Genomic DNA, 21,692 nt, shown 5'->3' with positions numbered 1-21,692 from the left:
TGAACGACTTAAATGAGTGCATATATAGCCATGTTTATGGTGTGGTTTATGCGAGGTTGGAATGTTTCAATAATGTAAAAAGTGAATTCACTTTTGCCATGTGGTCAGAAATTAAAAATTTTAGCTAGATCACATAAATCTTTCGGATTACGAGTTCTAGCACCCGCTACTCATGCCCATTTGACGTTTTGTAGGGGTTCAATGAAAGAAAAAGCGGCCTAAATAGCCGCTTTTGATGGTTGCCTAGTATGGTTATCTAGCGCCGTTATTTAGAGTTCTGCTTAGGACTCTTCTTCCTCAAAGCCATCTGCATAGCCTTTCGGTGGCGGTGTCCAACCACGTTCGGAGCGAGAATGCTTGTCTGAACGGTCTTTTTTCATGTCTTCTTTCATCGCTTCTTCCAGGTGAATGAAGATCTGTCGGTAGTTATTGTCGTAGCGTGGATTTTCTTCGGCTTCAGACCAAGCTTGATAAAGCTTTTCAGATTTACGACTTTCGACACGTTGATACGTTGATTTTTGCTGTTCAACAAAAAATGGATGATGCCCAAGAGAACGCAAGGCTTGTGCGCCCATCTCAAGTGCTGAATGGTACGTTTCTGATTCCACAAAATCGGCGCCGGCTTCTCTTAAGCGATAGCTATGACCACGGTCAAATGCACGCGCCAAGATTTTAACTTTTGGATACGTGTGTTTTACGTACTTCACTAATTCGACGCTAGAATCTTGATTATCGATAGCAACAACAAGCATCGCGGCTTCTTCGATACCCGCGGTATGCAACAAGTCGTGACGAGTAGCATCACCAAAGTAAGATTTAATATTGATGGAGCGTAATAAGTCCACTTGGTTTGCTTGATGATCCAATACTACGGTATTGACGTCATTTGTTACCAACAAGCGGTTTACGATCTGACCAAATCGGCCGATGCCTGCAATGATAACGGTACCTTTCTCTTCTATTTTGTCTTCTTCTCGATCGTTCGATTTTTGCTCGTAACGGGGCAGAATGACTTTATCAAACAGAATGAACAGACCAGGAGTTAAGAACATAGAGAGGGCAACAACCAGTGATAGTGTTTGAACAATATCCGCAGGTAATACATGGTTCTGTGCTGAGAAGCTGAGTAGTACAAAACCAAATTCCCCCGCTTGAGCCAAGCTCAATGTAAATAGCCAGCGGTCGCTGTTTTTGATTCTGAAGATTAAAGCCAGTGTAAACAACACCAAGGCTTTCAGCGCCATCACGCCAAGAGTTAAGCCAATGATGAGTGCGAAATCGTTAAATAGAACGCCAAAGTTGATACCTGCGCCTACCGTGATAAAGAACAATCCAAGCAATAACCCTTTAAACGGGTCGATGTTAGATTCCAGTTCGTGCCTGAACTCACTGTTGGCAAGTACCACACCTGCTAAGAAAGTACCTAGGGCAGGCGACAAACCAACAAGGCTCATTAGCGCGGCAATACCAATCACCAACATCAGTGCAGTTGCAGTGAAGATCTCGCGTAAGCCAGAGCTCGCAACAAAACGAAACAGTGGCCGACTTAGATAATGTCCACCGACGACCACAATCGCAATTGAAGCCGTAATAACAAGTCCGTATGCCCAACTTGGCAAACCTGCAACTAAACTGAGTTCATCATGGTGTGCAGCGGTTTGGGCGGCACTTTCTGCCAAAGCAACCAATTCAGGAAGAGCCAACAAAGGGATGAACGCCAGCATTGGGATAACGGCAATATCTTGGAACAAAAGTACCGAGAAAGCGTTTTTACCGCCTTCCGTTTTAGACAGGCCTTTCTCATTGAACGTTTGTAGAACAATGGCTGTCGATGAAAGCGCAAAGATCAAACCGATAGTTAAAGCAATCGTCCAAGGTTGACCAAAGAACTGTGCAATTCCCATCACGATAGCGGTCGTACCACCAACTTGAAGGCCACCAAGCCCCATCAATCGGTTTCTCATCGCCCATAGCATCTTAGGTTCAAGTTCAAGCCCGACTAAGAACAGCATCATCACTACACCGAACTCGGCAAAGTGCTGGATGGTTGTTGTCTCTTCGCCAACCAATCCAATGATGGGACCAATCACAACGCCAGCGATTAAGTAGCCGAGAACTGATCCAAGTCCAAGTCTTTTGGCAATAGGGACCGCAATCACGGCTGCAATTAAATAGATAAATGCTTGTAGAAAGTATCCCGTCATTATTTAACCTCTGCCATCAATTCTTCCACAATATGGTTCAATTTTTCTGCCTTGTTGGCTCTTTTGATGTTGATATCACCTGCAACCAAGGCCTGTAAAAGCGTTCTGTAGCTATCGACATGTTGTTGAATACGGTTTTCTTCTAAAGCGGTACGAGATCCAAAAAGCGCAAAAGGCGCAAGATAGTTCATCCCACATAAAGACGCGGTTTGTTCAATTGGGTGAAGCAGTTCTCGAATAGTGAAGTGGTTGTAGCCATCACTTTGGTAAGCATCCTTTTTACCGCCAGCAGTGATGCAACACAGTAAGCTCTTACCTTGTAACTCGTTGCCATCGGTTCCATAGGCGAAGCCATACTCTAGAACGAGATCTTGCCACTCTTTGAGAATTGCCGGTGTGGAGTACCAATATAAGGGGAACTGAAAAATGATGATGTCATGGTCCAATAGGCGTTTTTGCTCACGATCGATGCTGATCTTGAACGTTGGATATTCGGCATAGAGGTCGACGCACGTGACACCGTCAACGCGTTTTGCTTGCTCAAATAACGGTTTGTTTGCTTCAGAACGATGTTGAGAAGGGTGTGCGAATAGCACTAAAACTCGATTTTTCGACATATAGCCCTCTTTGTATATAAACGAATAATACCTATTGGGATTATAGATATACAATAATAGAAGAATGCTTGAAGAACAACGAATTAGCTAATAGTGATTGTTTTTTCATTATCTCATTTCGTATAGTTTACCTTGTTTTAAGGCACTGTATTGTTTATACAATTCAATACTTCGAAAGGATATGAGCTTGTAAAACTAAATATTCGTTAATAATAAAAGCTAACATTTTTACTTTATGTCACCTTAACGTTAGAACGAAACCATTCGACAACTTTTCATACAATGATAACGAACAAAGGAAAGAGTATGAGTACAGATCTGCGTCAACAATGTGATTTTTTGCTTTCTGGTCACTTAGAACCAACTCCGGCACAAACATTCGCTCAGATGGCTCACTGGTGTGAAACAAATAATGTTACTCACGATAGCTACGGTGATGGCGAGTTTATTGAGAGTTTTGAAAAGAAAGTGGCAGATCTGCTCGGTTATGAAGCGGCTGTGTTTGTTATTACGGGCACCATGAATCAACCGACTGCACTAGAAATTGCGTGCCAAGAGAAAAGAAACCCAGTAGTGGCGATGCATGAATCGAGTCATATTATGCGTCATGAACGCCAAGGGTATCAGCTCCAAAACCGATTCAACGTACTTCCCGTTGGCAACGTATTTCGCACTTGGAATGTTGATGACTTAAAGGCGTGGCCTGATGAGATTGCAGCCGCTCTATATGAATTACCCATGCGTGAAATCGGCGGCCAATTACCAGAATGGGATGAGCTTGAAGCGATCAAGCAGTACTGCAAAGAACAATCAATTCACCTTCATATGGATGGTGCGCGTTTGTGGGAATGCGGCGCCTATTACCAAAAGTCATACAGCGAGATTGCTCAGGGCTTCGATAGTGCTTATGTTTCGCTGTACAAAGGTCTCAATGGCCTTGGTGGTTCGTTATTGTTGGGCGATAAAGCTTTTGTAGCGAAGGCATCGGCGTGGATGAAGCGCCAAGGTGGTAACGTGTATCACCGAACGCCTTATGTGGTATCTGCTGCGATGCAGTTTGATGAGCGATTAGAACTGATGCCAGCTCTGTATGAACGCACCAAACAGGTTTATCAAATATTACAAGATTACCCTCAGTTCACCGTTAATCCGCAGCAACCGCAGGTCAACATGCTTCACCTATATTTACCTGTGAGCTATGAAGACGGCATTATTGTGAGAGATAACATAGCGAAGAAACACAAGATTTGGATAGGAAACCCAGCGATCAGTGAGTTGCCAAACCAATGTAAGATTGAATGGTATGTAGGGGATAACCTACTAAATTTGCCTGATCATGAGCTGATAGACATTCTAGATTTTATTAGCGAAGAGCTGATTTGATTAACGAAGAGCTGGCTGAAGAAGAACTGATCTAATTGGAACTGAAATGGATACAGGAAAGGGTTCTTATATCCATTTATATAGCTAGGATGTCCGGCTCTGTTACATATACTGGTTGATGTACACATCAACTAAGAACATGAACACTGGAACAGTGCTGAGAAGTCCGAAGAAGACGATTGGCACCCAGTTTTTCATTTTCTTTTTAGGTTGCTCAGTGTTATTCATAAATTCGGCCTTAAATTCGTTGTTGAGTCTGTTTAGCTTTTTGGTACTAAAAATCTAAGTGTATGGTATCAAATAAATGGGTTTAGCCCTATGTAGATTTAGAGAACCGTGGTGTATATCAATCACATAAAATGTAAGTGATTCATAAACGGTTCATAAAGGTTCAACAATAATGAACCTATTACAACAATCATTGCCTTACTCGGCATATTAAATAAATAGCATTCAAAGATTTGGAGAATACAGAATGAAAACAATAGGAAACATCATTTGGTTTCTGTTCGGTGGCGTATTTATGGGACTAGCTTGGTGGTTCTTCGGACTGCTCGCATTCCTAACCATCGTTGGTATTCCATGGGGTAGAGCATGTTTTGTTATGGGTAACTTCTCATTCTTCCCATTTGGTCAGGAAGCGATTTCGCGTGATGAGCTAACCAATGAAATGGACATCGGCACGAGCCCGCTAGGTGTGATTGGTAACGTTATTTGGTTCTTATTTGCGGGGATCTGGTTGGCGATTGGTCACATCATGTCAGCAGTAGCGTGTTTCATTACTATTATAGGTATTCCGTTTGCGATTCAGCACCTTAAGCTCGCGGTTATCTCATTGGCGCCAATCGGTAAAACCGTTGTCGACAAGCGTGAAGCAGAAGCGGCACGAGTAAGAAACTACAAGGGTTAAGACTACAGTTTAAGCCTTATATAGAACTGAAAAAGCACATCACATGATGTGCTTTTTTGTGCCTCGTTTTCTATCTAACGATGCCCCAATCTCACAAACACTCACTAGACATTGTTGAACAAGACTTCAAGCCTAAGGGTGATGTTGGCTTCTTCGGTGTGTTTCTCATGAGGTTCTCGTTCCCATTGATAACGAGGGATGAGTTCGTAGAACAGCCACTCTTTCCATACGTTTTGTCGGTAGGTAACCGAAACCTGAGCGTATTCGTAATGATTATGAGGCTCATCCGTTGCATTAATCGTGGCGCTATATTGAAGTGCTTGGTCTTGGGCAAGGTAGTGATACAAGGTTAGCCCTGTACCATAGTTCCAACCTTTAAGGTCGTCGTTATATCCTGCAAAGCTTGACCATCGAGCCAAGAAATCATCACTTAAAGAAAGATCAAAGTCGATGTCGGTGATCTCACCAGTCTCTTGTTTTTCTTGATATACACGTTGGGTCAGCCTGAATACTGCATCTGTGGTGAGCGGGTAGGTAAAACGATAGCGAGCCTCTATTCTTGGGCGTAATGTCGCTTTGATATTGAAACTACTGTAACCCTTGGCATAGGCGTCATAACGAAGGCCAAGTGCATTTTCTAACTCTTCAGAATCTTGTGGGAAGAAGTCTAAGAATTCTTCATCGCCAACAGACTCGTAGATTAGCTTAAGCCTTTTGCTGACAAAGGGTAAATGCAGGCGTGCGTTGAGCTTGGTGGAATAATCCACGTCACCGCCCTCAGAATAGATGAAATCATTATACCAACGTACAGAGGTTCCGGCTCTGGCGTCCTCGGTAATACGGTCATCCACAAAGAAGTTATCGAACCATATTGCGGGCTGACAAAACTTGCTGTTTAGGTAGTGGTAAGCTTTTTCGACGCGCGTGTCTTCTAACGGTTGGCTGTGACACTCATCCTGTTCCTCCGCGAAGGCAGAGTGGGAAACGAGCGATGCTAATAATGAGGAGTTAACTATCCAACGACTCAATGGAACCTGTTTGTCATTCTATGTATCAATAGTTTGACTATAACTAAGCAGTTATGACAATGCGACTTTTAAAGAGATTTATCTTAATCAGTGGCTATTCAAAACAGAGACTTGAATAACATATGGCAGGTAAAGAAAACGGGCTCAGTAGGTGAGCCCGTTTGTCGATAAGTTTATAAGTGACTTAATGGCAGATTACATTGCCGCTTCGAAAATCGCAGAGATTTCTTCGTGGGTCGCTTGTTTAGGATTAGTAAAACCACATGCGTCTTTCAGTGCGTTGTCAGACAGAGTAGGGATATCTTCTAGCTTTGCACCAAGTTGCGCGATACCTGTTGGGATGTTCACGTCGTTTGCAAGTTGAACAATCGCGTTGATCGCAGCTTCTGCGCCTTGTTCAGCTGTCATGCCTTCAACATTCACACCCATTGCTTTTGCCACATCACGTAGACGCTCAGGACAAACTTGTGCGTTGTAGCGTTGAACGTGTGGAAGCAAGATAGCGTTACATACACCGTGTGGAAGGTCGTAGAAACCGCCTAGTTGATGCGCCATTGCGTGAACGTAACCTAGTGAAGCGTTGTTGAAAGCCATACCCGCCATGAACTGTGCGTAAGCCATTTGCTCACGAGCTTCAATGTCTTCGCCGTGCGTAACCGCTGTTCTTAGGTGTGCTTGCACAAGCTCGATTGCTTTGATTGCTACAGCGTCGGTAATTGGCGTTGCTGCGATTGAAACGTAAGCTTCGATTGCGTGCGTTAACGCATCCATACCAGTTGCAGCAGTTAATGATGCAGGTTTAGCAAGCATCAACTCAGGATCGTTTACTGAGATAAGCGGTGTTGTGTGCTTATCAACGATAGCCATCTTAATGTGACGAGCTTCGTCAGTAATGATGCAGAAACGAGTCATCTCAGATGCCGTACCAGCCGTGGTGTTGATAGCGATCAATGGCATCATTGGCTTTTCAGATTGGTCTACGCCTTCGTAATCTGCAATCTTGCCGCCGTTAGAAGCAACCAGAGCGATACCTTTTGCACAGTCGTGTGGAGAACCGCCACCTAGAGAAACAACGAAATCACAATCGTTGTCAGTCAGCAATTCAAGACCATCGTTAACGTTCGTGATGGTTGGGTTTGGTTGAGTGCCATCGAATACAACTGCGTCTACGCCTCGCTGGCTAAGAAGGTCTTGTACCTGCTTAACTACACCAATTTGATTCAAGATCTTATCAGTTACGATCAGACCTTTTTTAAAGCCTTGAGACTGAATACTATCAGCAGCATCCTTCAGACAGCCAGTACCCATGAAGTTGATTGTAGGGATGTAAAATGCAGTAGACATTGGAAAACTCCGTTAATTATGATTTTTAATTTCCTACATGTTGTCGGCATTCAAGTGGTCGACCATTGATCTGGAACAACTTTGAATTTGAACTACCACTTTGTGGCTAGTCGTTGTGATAGGGCTCATATAGCAATCGTTTTCATGGTTTTTGGCTGTGTTGATTGTCAGTAATAGATCGCGATAAATCGACTAAATTAGAGACAGTATGGAGCTCTATGACAATGAAAAATAAGGTTTTTCATTGAAAACTCTTCTAGTTAGGCTGGTGTCGACGTTTTATCTGAGTCATCGCTGCATTCAATTTCAGGTTCTTGTGACTCTTCAGAATCAAGCGTGTCTTCTGACTCCTCGTCATAGTATTTGACAAGAAAAGGGGTAAGCATGACAGACGATGGTAAAAAGTGCTTCATAGTACCTCCCGGTACCTAAGTGTATTTATTGTATGGTATTGGTTTAATATGTGGCAAAATTTGCGATACATCATGACTTGTGGCTTGTTTTCTATAAATTATTAGAACTATATTCAGGCTCACAAAATTGGTAGTAGAATGAACATCTGGTCTTTGAGCCAATGAACAACTAAAGATAAACGCAGCTCAACAGCGTGATTAATAGGAAATAAAATGAAGTACGACTGGATATTCTTTGATGCAGATGAAACCTTGTTCCATTTTGATGCTTATCAGGGAATGAAGCTGATGTTTTCTCGTTTTGGTGTGGACTTCAACGAACAGGATTATTCCTTTTATCAAGAAGTTAACCTACCACTATGGGTAGACTATCAAGATGGTCGCATTACGGCTGATCAACTGAAACACACGCGCTTCGAAAGCTGGGCTGAGAAATTAGAGACAACAACCGCTGCTTTAAACAGTGCATTCTTAACAGCGATGGCGGATATCTGCTCTTTATTACCGGGTGCACAAGAGTTGATGGAGTCTTTAAAAGGCAAAGTGAACATGGGCATCATCACTAACGGTTTTACAGAGCTGCAGTCAATTCGTTTAGAGCGTACAGGAATGACGGATTACTTTGAGCACGTGATAATTTCTGAAGAGGTTGGGGTAGCCAAACCGGATGCACAAATTTTTGAATATGCCCATAAGCTGATCGGGTTACCATCTAAGCAACGAGTATTGATGGTCGGAGATAACCCACATTCCGATATTCTAGGCGGATTAGATTTTGGTATTGAAACCTGTTGGTTAAATAGTCAAGAAAAGGCAACGCCAGCCGGAATTAACCCTCATTATCAGGTTAAGTCTCTGGCTGACCTGCAAGCTCTTTTACTAGCATAATTGCTAATTGCTAATTGCTTTTAGATTTTTGAGTGAATGATTGATAGCCGAGTACAGTTATGTGCTCGGCTACTTATTTTTACTTACTGCAACTTATCGATAGTGGCGTTTAAGCCTACCTTTGCTTTAAGCTCGCTTTGATTACCCCATTACAATAAAAATAAGGAAGAGGCGTGCTGAAATCTCATCGCCATAGCTGCTACGGCATTGCTGCCATTTTACTTTGGAGCTGCTTAATCGCGCTGTCTCGTAGCGTATCAGAACAACTGGGCCCAATTGGTGGCGCCGCCAGTCTTTATACAGTGAGCTCACTGTTGTTGGTCTGTGTTATGGGGTTACCTAAGCTGTCGCGGTTTTCTAAGTCATACCTGTTGATTGGTGGTGCTCTGTTCGTTTGTTATGAGATCTTCTTAGCTCTGGCTTTAGGAATGGCAAACAATAGACATCAAGCCTTGGAAATGGCTGTCATCAACTACTTATGGCCAGCACTGACGGTGTTATTTGCGGTGCTGCTGAGCGACAAGAAAATTAACTGGTTGGTTTACCCAAGTATCTTCTTGGCCTTCTTTGGCGTCGCTTGGAGCATCAGCGGCGATCAGGGGCTTTCTGTTGAACAAATCGCTGCCAATGTTGCTACTAACCCAAAAACTTATTCAATGGCGTTTTTCGGCGCGATTATTTGGGCGGTTTACTGTAATTACACTCAGAAAGTGGCGAAAGGGCAGAATGCGATTGTGTTGTTCTTTATCGCAACGGCAATCACCTTGTGGATCAAATACGCATTGAGTAACGAAACCGGCATGGTGATGACAACCAGTGCTGCGATTGACTTAGTGTTGGCAGGCGTGTGTATGGGCGCAGGTTACGCGCTTTGGAATACAGCGATACTTGGCGGCAATATGGTCTTCTTGGCGACCATGTCGTATTTCACGCCTATTTTTGCGACCTTACTGTCTTCTATTATTTTGGGTTTGTCATTGAGCATGACGTTTTGGCAGGGCGTTTGTATGGTAACGATTGGCTCTTTAGCTTGCTGGTGGGTAACCAGAGACAAAAAGCCGACGGTTACGGCGTCGGCTTCTAAAAAGGTTCAATCAGAGTCTTAGTCAGCGAGAGGTTGATTGGTTAGCTCTTGGTTCTTAACTCTCGACTCTTAACTCGCGATATTGAGATTCAATTGAAGCTCATAAGGCATCTTCGATAAGCGTCGCTTAAGTTGGCGGCGCGTACGTTCAATATCATCGACCGCAATCGCTTGTTGGTCGTTGGTATGAATATCAACATTGATTCGTAATTCTGGACCAACCTTAGTCACACCCATCAGCTCCAAATCTTGCTCCGCTTCTTTGTCTACCGCGACAACGTTCTTATCTACCGCATCACAAATATCTTTGTTTGCCGACATCATAAGCAGTTCGCGCATCGCCTCACGTAACATGTCGAAAGGCACTTTGATGAAGTAGAAAGACATTAGCAACATCATCATTGGGTCGGCATACACTGCGTATTCTGCAAGCGGAGAAAAAGTAATTAACCAAGCCGCTACGAAACCCGCTGTTACCGCTACACTCAGTAGCGTATCCATCTGCCACTGCTTAGATTCAGCCTGAATCAGACCTGAAGAAATACGTTTGCTCTTATTCGCGATGTACCACCAAGCGTAACCACAACCCAACACGTTGAAAATACCAAACAGAGTTGCAATAGAAGCATCAACTTCACGGCCACCCGTCATTAGGGCACCAATCGCAGAGTAAAGTGAATAACCAACCACAAGAAGAATCACAACGGCTTTGATGGCAATAACAATCGGTTCGATAATTGCTCGACCAAACGGGAACTCAGTGTCCGAAGGGCGATTGATGTATTTCGAGGCAGCTAGTGACAATAAAGTTAACAGTAAGCTGATAAGAGAATAGACACCGTCAAATACTATGACCAGAGAGCCAACGAGAAGACCCAACACCAATCCGCCAATTGCGAAGCCTGATGCTAAAAGGGCTGAGAACAATAGTACTCGATTTTCGTTTTGGCTTTTCCTGTCACACATAATATTTTCCAGATGTTTTTGATAACTTCATTGTTCTAATAATGAGCTAACTTTACAAACTTTATCTGATGATGTTTATATGTCTTATTTAATTCTAACATATAAATCAATATAATTCAGTGACTTAAGATAAGGGTGTGGTGTCAATAAAGTTGACGTTGAGTGTTTTTTGGTGATGGTGTGCAACTGAAATAGGATCGTTTATGATTAATAAAACACATTAGTCGCTAAGGTCTTATTGGTCTTCTAGATTTGACTGCGACTGCGATGGACAAGGAGTGAATTAATATGAAGTTTGACGATATCAGTGATAATGAGTTGTGGGCGATTGCTAACCCGATCATGGATAATCTGATGGATGGTTCAACTAAGGTTGATCATGAACAGCACTGTCGAGATTTTACGCAAAGGATGAAAGACATTGTTACGCCAGAATATTTAGAAAAGGTGTGTCACCATTATCAGCACAGTAATGGCTTTTTTGCTGAGCGTGAGCAAGTTGCTTTATTTAGACGTTCAGACTCCATCGCCTTTGTGTGGAAACAAGCTTACACCATCGCCAAAGGTGAGTTTGTCGCTGAAATGGTATTGGTTGAAGAAGACGGACGCTATTTAGTGGATCACGTGATGGTCTTTTAGGAGTAGTGCTGTTTGTGGTTTTTCCCTTTGTTATCGACGATAAGCAATAAGCGCGAGCTAGAAATCAAACAAATAATCACTAAGCTGGTCGGCCAACCAATTCATTCCTGGGTGCTCTGCCATGCCAGCCGCGGTAAACATACAGTAGTCTTCTTGTGTTAAACCGTAGGTGTGTTTGATCACGGCAAGCTCTTGTTCACGCAGTAAATGGCGAATCAATGGCTCAGGCATTACGCCCCATGCTTCTTCACGTAGAATCGTATCCAACATAAAGTCGAAGCTAGAGAAGCCAATGTAACGACGCGAGAAGGGCTCAAGCTCAGGATTATCCTTTTCATTAAGATAAACCATGGTTGCTTGCATCGAATTTCTCAGTACTTCATCAGACACTCGTCGCATCGCACTCAAATCATGTCCTTTCTTACATACAGACATCATTCGAATCTTACCAAGCGGGTTGTAGATAATTCTTGGGTCATCGACGCGTTCGTAATCGACACCAAATGCGAAGTCGACTTGCTGAGTTTCAACTAGGTTAGCTAAGTCACCGCTCGATGCGAGAACGAAGTTGAATGAGGTAGAAGGGTACTTGTTATTTAAGGCGTGAGATAAGTCCTGCCACATTTCATCGGGTAGGGAGTCATCTCGTGCTATCCAAATTTCTGCGTTGAATTCGCCCGAAACATGCAAGCAGGTTTGTTTAATACGCGCGGCTGTCACCAACATGCCTTCGCAATCTTTGTAAATCGCTTTACCCGCTTCTGAAAGCTCAACGTGGTTTCCGCTGCGGACGAACAGCTCGACATCTAACTCTTTTTCCAAGGCTTTAATCGACATGCTGAGTTTGGTTCGGTTGCATTCTAACTGGCGTGCAGCTTCAGAAACTGATCCTAAATCAGCAACGGAACAAAAGGCTTGGACTTGAGAAAGGTTCATTTCATTTCCATATTGAGCGGGGGTTGGTGCATATTATCTGAATATTGTGCTGACTATCTTAGAAATAGTCCATCTTTGCATGATAACTCTATGACGAATTGACTAATTTGGTTTACTCTGGGGAAGTTCCGAACCTACAAGAAGTAAAGATGGAGGCCATGATGGCGAAACAATGGGACGAATACGCCGTTGATTGGGATAAAGATCCCGCAACTGCAGTATTCGCACAATCCGTATTTGACCAGTTAACACAGCTCGTTGATTTAAACGGAACCCGTGTCCTTGATTTTGGTTGTGGTACAGGACTACTCAGCCAGAAAATATCTCCTTTAGCAAAAGAGATCATCGCACTTGATATCTCTGAAGGGATGATTGAAGAGTTAGATAAGAAAGAGTTACCTAACGTTGAACCGGTAGTTGATATTTTATCGCGCGGACTTGCAGCGCAGCATCCAGCATTCAGAAACCAGTTTGACCTAGTGGTAGCCTCTTCGGTGTGTGGTTTTATCCCGAACCTACAAGACACAGTCAGTCTGATTTACACGCTGCTTGAAAACGACGGTACGTTTGTACACTGGGATTGGTACTTGGAAAGCGACAGTGAAGACTACGGTGTAAGCCAACAGCGCTCAGAAAATGTATTGAGTGCAGCGGGCTTTGCAGTAGTTGAAGTCTCTACACCGTTCTCGATTGACACTCCACAAGGAGAGTTAAAGGTATTAATGGGTGTTGGACGTAAACAAGCGCTTCCAGATCTGTAATCGTGTGTATGCCTTGAGCTAGCATTCAGAATGCTCATTTAAACTACTAAACCCACATTAACGACTCTAACGTCAGTTATGTGGGTTTTCTCTTTTTGGCGCTATTGTTTTAAACAGAACGAATTAGCGCTTTCTCATTTCTTCACTACTAACTCTGGTTTCTTTATTTCTCTATTTCTCTATTTCTCTGTTTCTCATCTCGCTCATAGAAAACTCAACACCGCTAATTTACAAATTATTTATTTCCATTTTGGAAATGTAGTCTTGCATACATTTCATTAGTGGAAATATAACGGTGAGATATAAAATAAGCCCATAACAACACTAAGGGTTTAATCATGAGCCACCAATCTGCGTCATCTACTTCTTCACCACTTTCAGAGCAACAACAACGCTTTAGCAATATCATTTCAGATGCCAACCTGTCACCAAAACAGAAGTCGAGCTATCTTGCCTTAGAAGCTGAAGCCAGCTTACCGTATATGCCGGTAAGCAAAGAAGTAGAGCAAGCCTTACAACAAGGTGTGCTGTGTGACATGTTTGAAGGGCACGCCCCATTTAAGCCGCGCTATGTACTTCCAGATTATTCTAAATACTTACATCAAGGCTCAGAGTATTTAGAGCTTAGCGCGGCAACCAACTTCGATGAAGCATTGAACATGCTTACCATCCTTTACCACCATGTTCCGTCTGTCACTTCAATTCCGGTTTACCTAGGTCAGTTGGATGATGTGTTGATGCCTTTCGTGGGCGACTTAACAGAAGAGCAGGTATACCAAAAGATTAAGCTGTTCTGGATCATGTTGGATCGCACACTGCCAGACGCCTTTATGCATGTGAATATCGGCCCGACAGACAACATTATCTGCCGTACGATTTTACGTGTAGACGCTGAATTGAAGCAGGTCGCGCCAAACTTAACCTTTATGTACGACCCAGCCGTGACACCTGATGATCTACTTCGTCATGCGGCGAGCAACATCTGTGAATGCAGTAAACCACATATTGCAAACTATCCAGCGCATGCCGAGGCTTACGGCGATAAGCGTTTTGGTATTGTGAGCTGCTACAACTCTCTGCCGTTAGCGGGTGGTTCAAACACCTTGGTGCGTATGAACCTTAAGCAAGTGGCGTTGAAGTCTGAGGACAGTGCTGATTTCTTACAACAAGTATTGCCGAACTACAGTGGCATCATGGTTGAGTTGATGAACGTTCGAAGCCGCTTCTTACATGAAGAGTCTAACTTCTTCGAAGGCTTCTTAACCAAAGAAGGTTTGATCGAAGAGGATCGCTTTGCGCCAATGTTTGGTATTTACGGCATGGCGGAAGCAGTCAACATCTTGTTGGAGAAAGAAGGTCAAGCAGGGCGTTATGGTCACGATGAACTGGCGAATCAGCTTGGTCATCGTATCTCTGAAAAGCTGGCTGAGATCGTTGAACGCTCTGAAGTGAAATATGGATTAGAAGGTAAAGCTCTGCTGCATGCTCAAGGCGGTATTAGCTTAGATGAAGATGTGACGCCGGGTGTCCGTATTCCTTATGGTACCGAACCGGATCCTGTCTCTTACGTTCGTGCAACCGCGGGTCACCATAAGTTCTACACCTCGGGCATCAGTGACATTCTGACCATCGACGAAACAGTGAAATCTAACCCTGAAGCGATGTTTAACCTGTGTAAAGGCGCGATTCAAGCGGGTTACCGAGAGTTCACGGCTAACGTTGCATCAAATGATTTGGTTCGTGTCACGGGTTACATGATTAAGCTATCTGACATTGCCAAATATGACGAGCAAGGCTCACGCACCAATACCACCTTTTTAGGTGCCGAAGCTGCGAAGAACACGGGCATATTAGAGCGTAAACCACGCGTGGCGAGTTTAGAGATGTCGCCGACATACGAATAGCTTTAACGTGTGTTATGCGTTTCGAATACGAACAATGTGAATTATGAAAATTTCTGATTTAACAACTCAAATGGCTAGGGTTAAAAATAATAAGACAGAAAAACAAGCGAAGGTCAGCCGTGTGCTGACCTTTTCTTGTGTTGATGGACCGGGAAATCGCCTAGTGCTGTTTCTACAAGGGTGCAATTTCGATTGTATAACCTGCCATAACCCACACACTATTAATCACTGTAACCATTGCGGAGATTGTGTGAGTGGCTGTCCAAGCCGTGCTTTAAGCATGGTTGATGGCAAAGTGAAGTGGGACCCAGCAGCTTGCACCAACTGCGATAAGTGCATTGATATCTGCGATCATAAGTCGAGCCCGAAAGTCACTACAATGGCAGTCTCTGAGGTGCTTGAACTCGTCAGGCATAATCAGTTTTTCTTGAGTGGCATTACCGTTTCTGGCGGTGAAGCGACCATGCAGTTGCCGTTTATCATAGAGCTGTTTCAAGCGATTAAACGTGATCCACAGTTAGCGCATCTCACGTGTTTTATTGATAGTAATGGTTCGCTGTCACTTCAAGGGTGGGACAAGGTGTTGCCTTATCTTGATGGCGCGATGATTGACCTAAAATCATGGCAATCGGAAACACATCAATGGTTAGTGGGTAGAGGTAATCATAGGGTGTTTGAAACCATTAACTACTTAGCAGATAAAGGAAAACTGCACGAAGTTAGGTTGCTACATATCCCAAATAAAAGCGATCTTGAGGACGAAATTGAACAAGTGGGGCGTTACTTGAAGACTCTACCAAGTGATGTTCGAATTCGACTCAATGCGTTTCAGCATCATGGTGTCATTGGCGACGCGTTAGATTGGCCGAAATGCACCGAAAAACAGATGCAGAGCTTTCACGATAAGCTCTACACCATAGTTCAAAGACCGATGCAAACTCCTGAGGTTTATACCTAGTCTTTAGATTTCTTAGGCGGTCAATCAGGCTTCTAAGAACGTTAACTTTCTAAAGATATTAAGTCTCTAAAAATATTAAGCTTCTAAAAACAGGTCACACAACCATTTGATCGCTTGATCATTCATGTTGGGTTTATTCCACACCAAGCTGTACGCCACCTTACCGTAATCAAAAGGCAAGGGCTTGCTCACTAAGCCCTGAGCTTGTTTAGCATGCTCAGCCCACTGTTTAGAGCAAGTGAACAGGAAAGGTGTGTGGTGACACAACACAGCCGCAGCGCCGAAGTCCGCGACCGATATTGCCATCTCTCTTGGTTGGTGGCATTGAACCAAGTTTTGTTCAAAGTAAGGCTGAGACAGTTCGTTATCTAAAATCCCAATGTGCTTGTAATCTAAGTAGCCTTCTACCGTCAGTTCTTGCTGAGCGAGAGGGTGGTGTGCGCCCATCAAACAAACCATTTCATCTGGAAGAATTGTTTCCCAAACCAGCTCTTTGTTATCGGTCGGCGGCTGAGATATATCATGAGGCAACAAGATCAAATTGACCTTGCCACTGAGTAAAGCATCGAAGCCGAGCTGTTGTTTCGAATAGATGTTGAGCTTCGCGTTTGGCGCCAGTTCAGTAGTGATTTTACTTATCTTAGAGGCAAATACTTCGAAGGTACTTTCACGCATCGAAAGTGAAAAACTGCCTTGGTACTCTTGAGGGGTAAAACTCTTTTGATGAAGCAGTCCATTCATGCTTGAAAGAATTGCGTGAACAGTGGGCGCTATCTTCAGAGCAAAGGGAGTCGGGATAAGCTTGGTACCATCTCGATAGAAAAGCTCATCATTCAGGATGTCACGCAACTGAGACAGGGTTTTGCTTACACTCGAAGGGCTGACACAGAGTTGCTCTGAGGTCTGAGTGACGCTGTGGGTGTTCAGCATAATATGAAGCGCAGTGAGGTGCTTAAGGCTCACCCTAGATAAGTGTAAGTAATCCATTTATGACTCACGCATTCAGATTGGCTTGTGATTTTGCATGAACGACAAAATCGAACAAGCCAAATTGGATAAAGGTTATTTACGAGCTAGCTTATGGTGCGCTCGTGAAAAGTGGCCTGCGCAAAATGCGCCCACAATCGATAGTTCACCCGCTAAACACAGTGCAGCACAAACTTCAGCTAGGGCTTGTGATTTACCGTTACCATGCAGCCCAAGTAAATCTAAACAGGCTTTTTGACTTGGCAAGCCAGTACCACCGCCGACAGTCCCCACCATTAGGTTAGGCAGTGTCACGCTAGCGTATAAACCGCCTTCTTTGTTGAGTTCCATACGCGTCATACCAATCGCTGACTCGGCGACACAGGCCGCGTCTTGGCCACAAGCGATGTAAAGTGCCGCCAGTGCATTCGCATAATGGGCGTTGATACCGATAGTGCCGCTCAAAGCGCCACCGACTGTGGTCATTTGGCCAAACTGGACCATCTTCTCTGGTGTCGTGTGTAGGTACTTCGCGACAAGCTCTGCAGGGATATTAACCTCAGCAGTTACCTTTTTGCCACGAACGCTGCGCAAGGTTTGGGTATTGGCTTTCTTATCGCCTGACAAGTTGCCATCAAGGAAAGCGTGGTCAGGCTTAACTGGCGTATTTTCGATGATGTACTCAAACACGGCATTGGTTGCGATGGTCACCATATTCTGACCAGAAGCGTCTCCGGTTAGAAATTCGAACACCAAGTAAACATGGTTACCTTCGATGTTGATATTAATGTCGGTCAGCTTGCCGTGTGATGTTGTTGATTCTGCCAAGATCTTGAACTGGTCATACTGTGTCACAGCCCAAGCCACAAACTGTCCGGCTTCAACTAATCCTTGAAATGCAAAGCCAGGAGTACGTGTTACGCCTTCATTGAGCAACATAGCACTTGCGCCACCACAAGCCGTAATCAGCTTAGAACCACGGTTATAAGACGCGACAAGCGCAGCTTCTGTGGTCGCGAGTGGTACGAGGTAATCGCCCGTAGCAAATAGGCCATTGACTCTTAAAGGGCCAGATATTCCCACAGGGACTTTAACGGTGCCAATAAAGTGCTCAATGTTTTTCTCATAAGCTTGGAACTGACTTTGTGTATGAGGGTCGAGCAGTTCTTGCTGTGAATCTGCATTATCGAGCGCTGTCCAGCGACGTGTGAGATTCTTTTCTGTCAGGTAGGGGCTAGGTGTCAGCTTATTTACTGGCTTTTCAAAATGAGGCTGAAGCTTTTTTTCTAATTCGTCTGCGGAGATGTCGCCTCCTAAAATAGAAACATAGTCACGGCGATGCAGATTTAGTTTTGGCATAAATAGTATGAAGTAAAGTTTGTGCAGCAAATTGGTTTGCGCTGATTCTACCGAGTAATAAACCAGAAACAAGCGCCTGATATAATGAGTTACAGTTTGTGTGGTTGTTGAAGCAAAAAGCAGCGAAGTTTCGCGAAATATAGGCTGTATTTGAGCGAAATTTAGATATGAATGTCGAGAAGGCTACCGATGACTTCGTTTTGACGATCAACCACACTTGCACCAACGCGGTTATAACTTGCGCTTTGTGTCAGTTTAATCAAGGAATCGGTTGAAGATGAAGCAGGTTCAGGTTCTTTGTCTTTAAAGGAAATGGCTTGTTCAGGCTCTATTTGATTAAAGCTGAGATCGCTACCTTCGAAAGTGTCGTCGGATTCTAGAGCGTGTTTGGAGGCTTGGTTGAGCTCGATTGCGGCTTCTTCAGCCATGTTGGTGGATTGCTGAATAATGGCGTAACCAGATTGAATACCAGATATCGACATATCAGAACCTTTTATTGACGTATGGAATGAGTCTAGGCGGACGATATTTTGAGCGCAATGATGAACAGATGAAATTTACGGTAAAAATGTGAACTTAAGCTAAAATAGTGATGTCTGTCTATTAACTGAACAGGTCATTTAGCGCGTTTAACTCTTCATCAGTAAGCAAAGAAGGCTTCTCTGTTTCAAGGTTGCCGTCGATCTCACCCTGAAGTGCTTTTAATTGTTGTGGGCTAAGAAGCTGTATTTGCTGCTTAAATGCTTCAAATTGCTGTGTATTCATAGTGTGACCTTTGTTCAAATTCATATGCTCTTTAGAGCATAGCCTACTGATTCAGGAAATCAAACAAGATTAAGTGAATTTTAAATGATGTTTGAAGTTTCTTGAAACTAAGACAACTATAAATTCCTGTGGTCGTTTTTTGTCCGAGAAATGTTAGGAAAAGTTAAGGCTTGGTCAATCAAAGTCAGAAAATTCCTACAATGTAAAAACGCCTTCAACCCTTGTGGCACAAGGGTAGGTAAGTGATTTCTCTACCCAATTAGGGGTATGGGTAAAGCAATGTATAAATATTTGTTATGATCAAAAGATAAGCAATTGGCGTTATCTTTTTGTTTTTACGGTATTTTGTTTGTTGCTCAAGAAGCTTCTGTTTCAAACGACTTGTCGATCTTAACCTTAACTGCAAACTTGGTCGCTAAGGTATGCAGTTCTGGAAGCATGCGATAGATCAAATGGAGCTGTTGTAGAACCATTTTGACAGAATTCTCATCTTCTTCTCGCCATTCACTCAAACGTTTATCCAGCTCCGGGTCATAAGCGTTTTTCACTTCACAATGCTCTTTATGAGAATAGAGCTGATCATTTAGAGCGTCGAGATGCTGGTGGATTACTCTGTGCGCATCTAGCACCAGTTTGTGTGTCGCTTCATCATCAATACGCGTTCTGTGAGCACCCAGAGCCGAGATATAGCTAAGCAGAGCATGATTGAGTGTTAAGAATCGGAAGCTCTCATCTTCAGAGGTACGGTACTTACCCGGTTCAACCAACATGCTACTGATGGCGGCAGTCAGGTTTGCGTCATTATTATGAGCGCTACGACGAGCGATACGATAGTTTAGGCTATCTTTCTTACCGACACGGTATTGGCCGATGATCTGAGCGAGATAGTTCTTGTTGGAATCGAGCGCATCCGCCATCACTTTGTGCAGTCGCTTCGATTGCCAATCAGGCAACACATAAATGACAGCAAGCACGGCGAGAGCACAACCAATAAAGGTATCCGCTAACCTTGGCAATACTACCGCGTAGCCTTCACCTAATTGGTTAAAGCAGAAGAGCACAAGCAGTGTGATAAAGCCGGTCGCAAACCCGTAGTTATTGATTCGAAACGCAAAGAACATCACGCCACTGATCACAATGAACACTAATTGGCTCTCTTGCGACGGGAAGAAAGTCAGTAACGGTACTCCGATCAATAAGCCTGCGACCGTGCCAATGACACGCGCCGTCAGTTTTTGACGGGTTGCACTGTAGTTTGGCTGACACACAAACAGTGTCGTCAGTAGAATCCAATAACCTCGTTCGATATCAAAACCCTGGATAATCCCGTAGCCCAGCGTCAAAGTGATCGCCATGCGAATCGCGTGGCGGAATAGCATAGAATCGGTGTGCAAGTTAGCTTTGATCTTGTGCCACATTGCCGTCAAAGTATGAGGGTTGGTATCGTCCAATACACCTTCTTCAATCTTCTCTGCATCTGGGTTGCTGATATTCGAGAGCTGTTTTTCAACGGTTGCTAGGTTATTGAATAAGTAATCCAACTGGTTCAGCAGTGATTTCCATTTAGGATTATTCTGTTGGTGCAGATGATTGAGCGAAGACATCAGCTCATCGAGTGCCAATACAGACTTGTCACCATGCTGGTATTCAGCGCCAACTTTCAACGAGCTCGCCACTTCTTTACACGCAGTGGCCTGCGCTTCCAGTAGATACTTAAATCTAAACAACACGTCAGAGCGCTCAAAGTGTTTTGCTAGCTCTTGATAGCGATAGTGGCTAGAGCTGACGCGTTCATGAATATCTTGTGCGATGAAGTAGGTGTTAAGAAATCGGTCACTAGGGCCGTCAATGTGTCCGCGCTTAGAGCGATTAAGCAGCGTCGCTTTACACATGTTGAGTGCGTTAACGGTACTCGCGTTGAGTTTGGCTTCAATGATTCGGTGTGGCTGGGGAATCAAGTCAGAAACGGGGTAGAAGAGTTCCGCTTTTGAATCGATGTAGTTACCGATTTGATCGAATACCGTGGCTAAGTTTTGCTGCACGGGTTGCATTGGCCACACTATCTGCCAAATCATCGACATGAAGTAGTACCAAGCGGCGCCAGTTAACAGTAGAAGCGGTTGAAACCAAAGGTTGGTGCTCTCGTGTGCACCAAGCATGGTATAGATGGCAACCAAGAGAGAACCAAACGCGATACTCGCGTATTTAGGGCCAATTGCCCCGAGAATGATAAAAGAGAAGGTTGAAACAAAAAGCCCGATCGCGAACAGCCAAGGCGTATCGAAGAGAAGCTCAATAGAGAAAGCCGCAACGGCGAAACAGATAAAGGTCAGCGTGAGTGCTTTCAAGCGCCCGGTAAAGCTGTCATCACTTTCCGCAAGAGCCGCAGCAATAACGCCTAAGATCAAAGGCGTGATCAGTGTGTTTTGTCCATAATACCAAGCAGGCACCACCACGCCGAGCAGAGTGATGAGAATTAATACGCTGTAATTTATGGTTTTATTCGCCCAATAGAGGCGTAATTTGGCTGAAAAGTCCACAGTCGCTCACTTGACACACTAAAAACC

21 protein-coding genes are annotated in these 21,692 nt (G+C 43.9%); 8 read left to right on the top strand and 13 right to left on the bottom strand.

What is annotated here, in order from left to right; translation table 11 throughout:
* Positions 1-281: 281 nt before the first annotated feature.
* Both A136_RS05435 and A136_RS05430 read right to left on the bottom strand, forming a co-directional pair.
* Complete coding sequence (locus A136_RS05435) at positions 282-2,204, bottom strand: monovalent cation:proton antiporter-2 (CPA2) family protein (protein ID WP_017064791.1); 1,923 nt, start codon at positions 2,202-2,204, stop codon at positions 282-284.
* Positions 2,204-2,821 (bottom strand): NAD(P)H-dependent oxidoreductase, encoded by a 618-nt coding sequence (locus A136_RS05430; protein ID WP_010428887.1) that lies wholly within the window; start codon positions 2,819-2,821, stop codon positions 2,204-2,206. Before A136_RS05430 ends, A136_RS05435 begins: the two co-directional genes overlap by 1 nt.
* A 306-nt stretch (positions 2,822-3,127) precedes the next feature.
* Here A136_RS05430 and A136_RS05425 point away from each other — a divergent pair, with 306 nt between their 5' ends.
* Positions 3,128-4,204 (top strand): threonine aldolase family protein, encoded by a 1,077-nt coding sequence (locus tag A136_RS05425; RefSeq protein WP_017064790.1) that lies wholly within the window; start codon positions 3,128-3,130, stop codon positions 4,202-4,204.
* Positions 4,205-4,306: 102 nt separating this feature from the next.
* Here the strand turns inward: A136_RS05425 and A136_RS23105 are convergent, their stop codons facing one another.
* Positions 4,307-4,432, bottom strand: a complete 126-nt coding sequence (locus A136_RS23105) for a hypothetical protein (RefSeq protein ID WP_017060906.1) — start codon at positions 4,430-4,432, stop codon at positions 4,307-4,309.
* Between the two features lie 247 nt (positions 4,433-4,679).
* Here A136_RS23105 and A136_RS05420 point away from each other — a divergent pair, with 247 nt between their 5' ends.
* Positions 4,680-5,114: a YccF domain-containing protein gene (locus tag A136_RS05420; RefSeq protein WP_004730224.1), complete on the top strand. Its 435-nt coding sequence runs from the start codon at positions 4,680-4,682 to the stop codon at positions 5,112-5,114.
* 104 nt (positions 5,115-5,218) lie between these two features.
* On the opposite strand, the gene A136_RS05415 is transcribed toward A136_RS05420, so the two are convergent.
* The 3 genes from A136_RS05415 to A136_RS22800 all read right to left on the bottom strand — a co-directional run bounded on the left by A136_RS05415 (position 5,219) and on the right by A136_RS22800 (position 7,899).
* Positions 5,219-6,142 (bottom strand): hypothetical protein, encoded by a 924-nt coding sequence (locus A136_RS05415; RefSeq protein WP_029235256.1) that lies wholly within the window; start codon positions 6,140-6,142, stop codon positions 5,219-5,221.
* Positions 6,143-6,337: 195 nt separating this feature from the next.
* Positions 6,338-7,486: an L-threonine dehydrogenase gene (gene yiaY / locus A136_RS05410; RefSeq protein ID WP_017064788.1), complete on the bottom strand. Its 1,149-nt coding sequence runs from the start codon at positions 7,484-7,486 to the stop codon at positions 6,338-6,340.
* Positions 7,487-7,746: 260 nt separating this feature from the next.
* Positions 7,747-7,899 carry a hypothetical protein gene (locus A136_RS22800; RefSeq protein ID WP_017060903.1) on the bottom strand — a complete coding sequence of 51 codons (153 nt, stop codon included), beginning with the start codon at positions 7,897-7,899 and terminating at the stop codon, positions 7,747-7,749.
* A 213-nt stretch (positions 7,900-8,112) separates the two neighbouring features.
* On the opposite strand from A136_RS22800, the gene yjjG reads away from it, so the two are divergent.
* A complete protein-coding gene (yjjG, locus tag A136_RS05405; RefSeq protein WP_017060902.1) occupies positions 8,113-8,787 on the top strand; it encodes a pyrimidine 5'-nucleotidase in 675 nt (224 codons plus the stop codon).
* Positions 8,788-8,960: 173 nt separating this feature from the next.
* Positions 8,961-9,893 carry an aromatic amino acid DMT transporter YddG gene (gene yddG, locus A136_RS05400; RefSeq protein WP_017064787.1) on the top strand — a complete coding sequence of 311 codons (933 nt, stop codon included), beginning with the start codon at positions 8,961-8,963 and terminating at the stop codon, positions 9,891-9,893.
* Between the two features lie 47 nt (positions 9,894-9,940).
* On the opposite strand, the gene A136_RS05395 is transcribed toward yddG, so the two are convergent.
* Positions 9,941-10,837: a cation diffusion facilitator family transporter gene (locus A136_RS05395; RefSeq protein ID WP_017064786.1), complete on the bottom strand. Its 897-nt coding sequence runs from the start codon at positions 10,835-10,837 to the stop codon at positions 9,941-9,943.
* Between the two features lie 288 nt (positions 10,838-11,125).
* On the opposite strand from A136_RS05395, the gene A136_RS05390 reads away from it, so the two are divergent.
* Complete coding sequence (locus tag A136_RS05390) at positions 11,126-11,476, top strand: hypothetical protein (protein ID WP_017060899.1); 351 nt, start codon at positions 11,126-11,128, stop codon at positions 11,474-11,476.
* A 57-nt stretch (positions 11,477-11,533) separates the two neighbouring features.
* Here A136_RS05390 and A136_RS05385 read toward each other — a convergent pair whose 3' ends face one another.
* On the bottom strand, positions 11,534-12,412 hold the full coding sequence (locus A136_RS05385) for a LysR family transcriptional regulator (RefSeq protein WP_016797108.1): 879 nt from the start codon (positions 12,410-12,412) through the stop codon (positions 11,534-11,536).
* A gap of 161 nt (positions 12,413-12,573) precedes the next feature.
* Between A136_RS05385 and A136_RS05380 the strand changes: the two genes are divergently transcribed.
* The 3 genes from A136_RS05380 to A136_RS05370 all read left to right on the top strand — a co-directional run bounded on the left by A136_RS05380 (position 12,574) and on the right by A136_RS05370 (position 16,035).
* The gene (locus tag A136_RS05380) at positions 12,574-13,173 is read left to right on the top strand and encodes a class I SAM-dependent DNA methyltransferase (RefSeq protein WP_017064785.1); all 600 of its coding nucleotides are present in this window, start codon (positions 12,574-12,576) and stop codon (positions 13,171-13,173) included.
* 338 nt (positions 13,174-13,511) lie between these two features.
* A complete protein-coding gene (locus tag A136_RS05375) occupies positions 13,512-15,077 on the top strand; it encodes a YjjI family glycine radical enzyme (RefSeq protein ID WP_017064784.1) in 1,566 nt (521 codons plus the stop codon).
* A 43-nt stretch (positions 15,078-15,120) separates the two neighbouring features.
* Positions 15,121-16,035 carry a YjjW family glycine radical enzyme activase gene (locus A136_RS05370; protein ID WP_029235255.1) on the top strand — a complete coding sequence of 305 codons (915 nt, stop codon included), beginning with the start codon at positions 15,121-15,123 and terminating at the stop codon, positions 16,033-16,035.
* 75 nt (positions 16,036-16,110) lie between these two features.
* Here A136_RS05370 and A136_RS05365 read toward each other — a convergent pair whose 3' ends face one another.
* The 5 genes from A136_RS05365 to yccS form a co-directional block, all read right to left on the bottom strand.
* Positions 16,111-17,022, bottom strand: a complete 912-nt coding sequence (locus tag A136_RS05365; RefSeq protein WP_017060895.1) for a LysR family transcriptional regulator — start codon at positions 17,020-17,022, stop codon at positions 16,111-16,113.
* A gap of 75 nt (positions 17,023-17,097) precedes the next feature.
* A complete protein-coding gene (locus A136_RS05360) occupies positions 17,098-18,360 on the bottom strand; it encodes a hydroxymethylglutaryl-CoA reductase (protein WP_029235254.1) in 1,263 nt (420 codons plus the stop codon).
* 161 nt (positions 18,361-18,521) lie between these two features.
* On the bottom strand, positions 18,522-18,842 hold the full coding sequence (locus A136_RS05355; RefSeq protein ID WP_017064781.1) for a hypothetical protein: 321 nt from the start codon (positions 18,840-18,842) through the stop codon (positions 18,522-18,524).
* Positions 18,843-18,963: 121 nt separating this feature from the next.
* Complete coding sequence (locus tag A136_RS05350) at positions 18,964-19,149, bottom strand: hypothetical protein (protein ID WP_017064780.1); 186 nt, start codon at positions 19,147-19,149, stop codon at positions 18,964-18,966.
* A gap of 332 nt (positions 19,150-19,481) precedes the next feature.
* Positions 19,482-21,665 carry a YccS family putative transporter gene (yccS, locus tag A136_RS05345; RefSeq protein ID WP_017060891.1) on the bottom strand — a complete coding sequence of 728 codons (2,184 nt, stop codon included), beginning with the start codon at positions 21,663-21,665 and terminating at the stop codon, positions 19,482-19,484.
* Positions 21,666-21,692: the final 27 nt, after the last annotated feature.

Source organism: Vibrio crassostreae 9ZC13 (genome assembly GCF_000272045.2).
GTDB classification, from domain to species: domain Bacteria; phylum Pseudomonadota; class Gammaproteobacteria; order Enterobacterales; family Vibrionaceae; genus Vibrio; species Vibrio crassostreae_C.
Note: the sequence above shows the minus strand (reverse complement) of the source record. Positions and strands in the feature narration are given on the sequence as shown.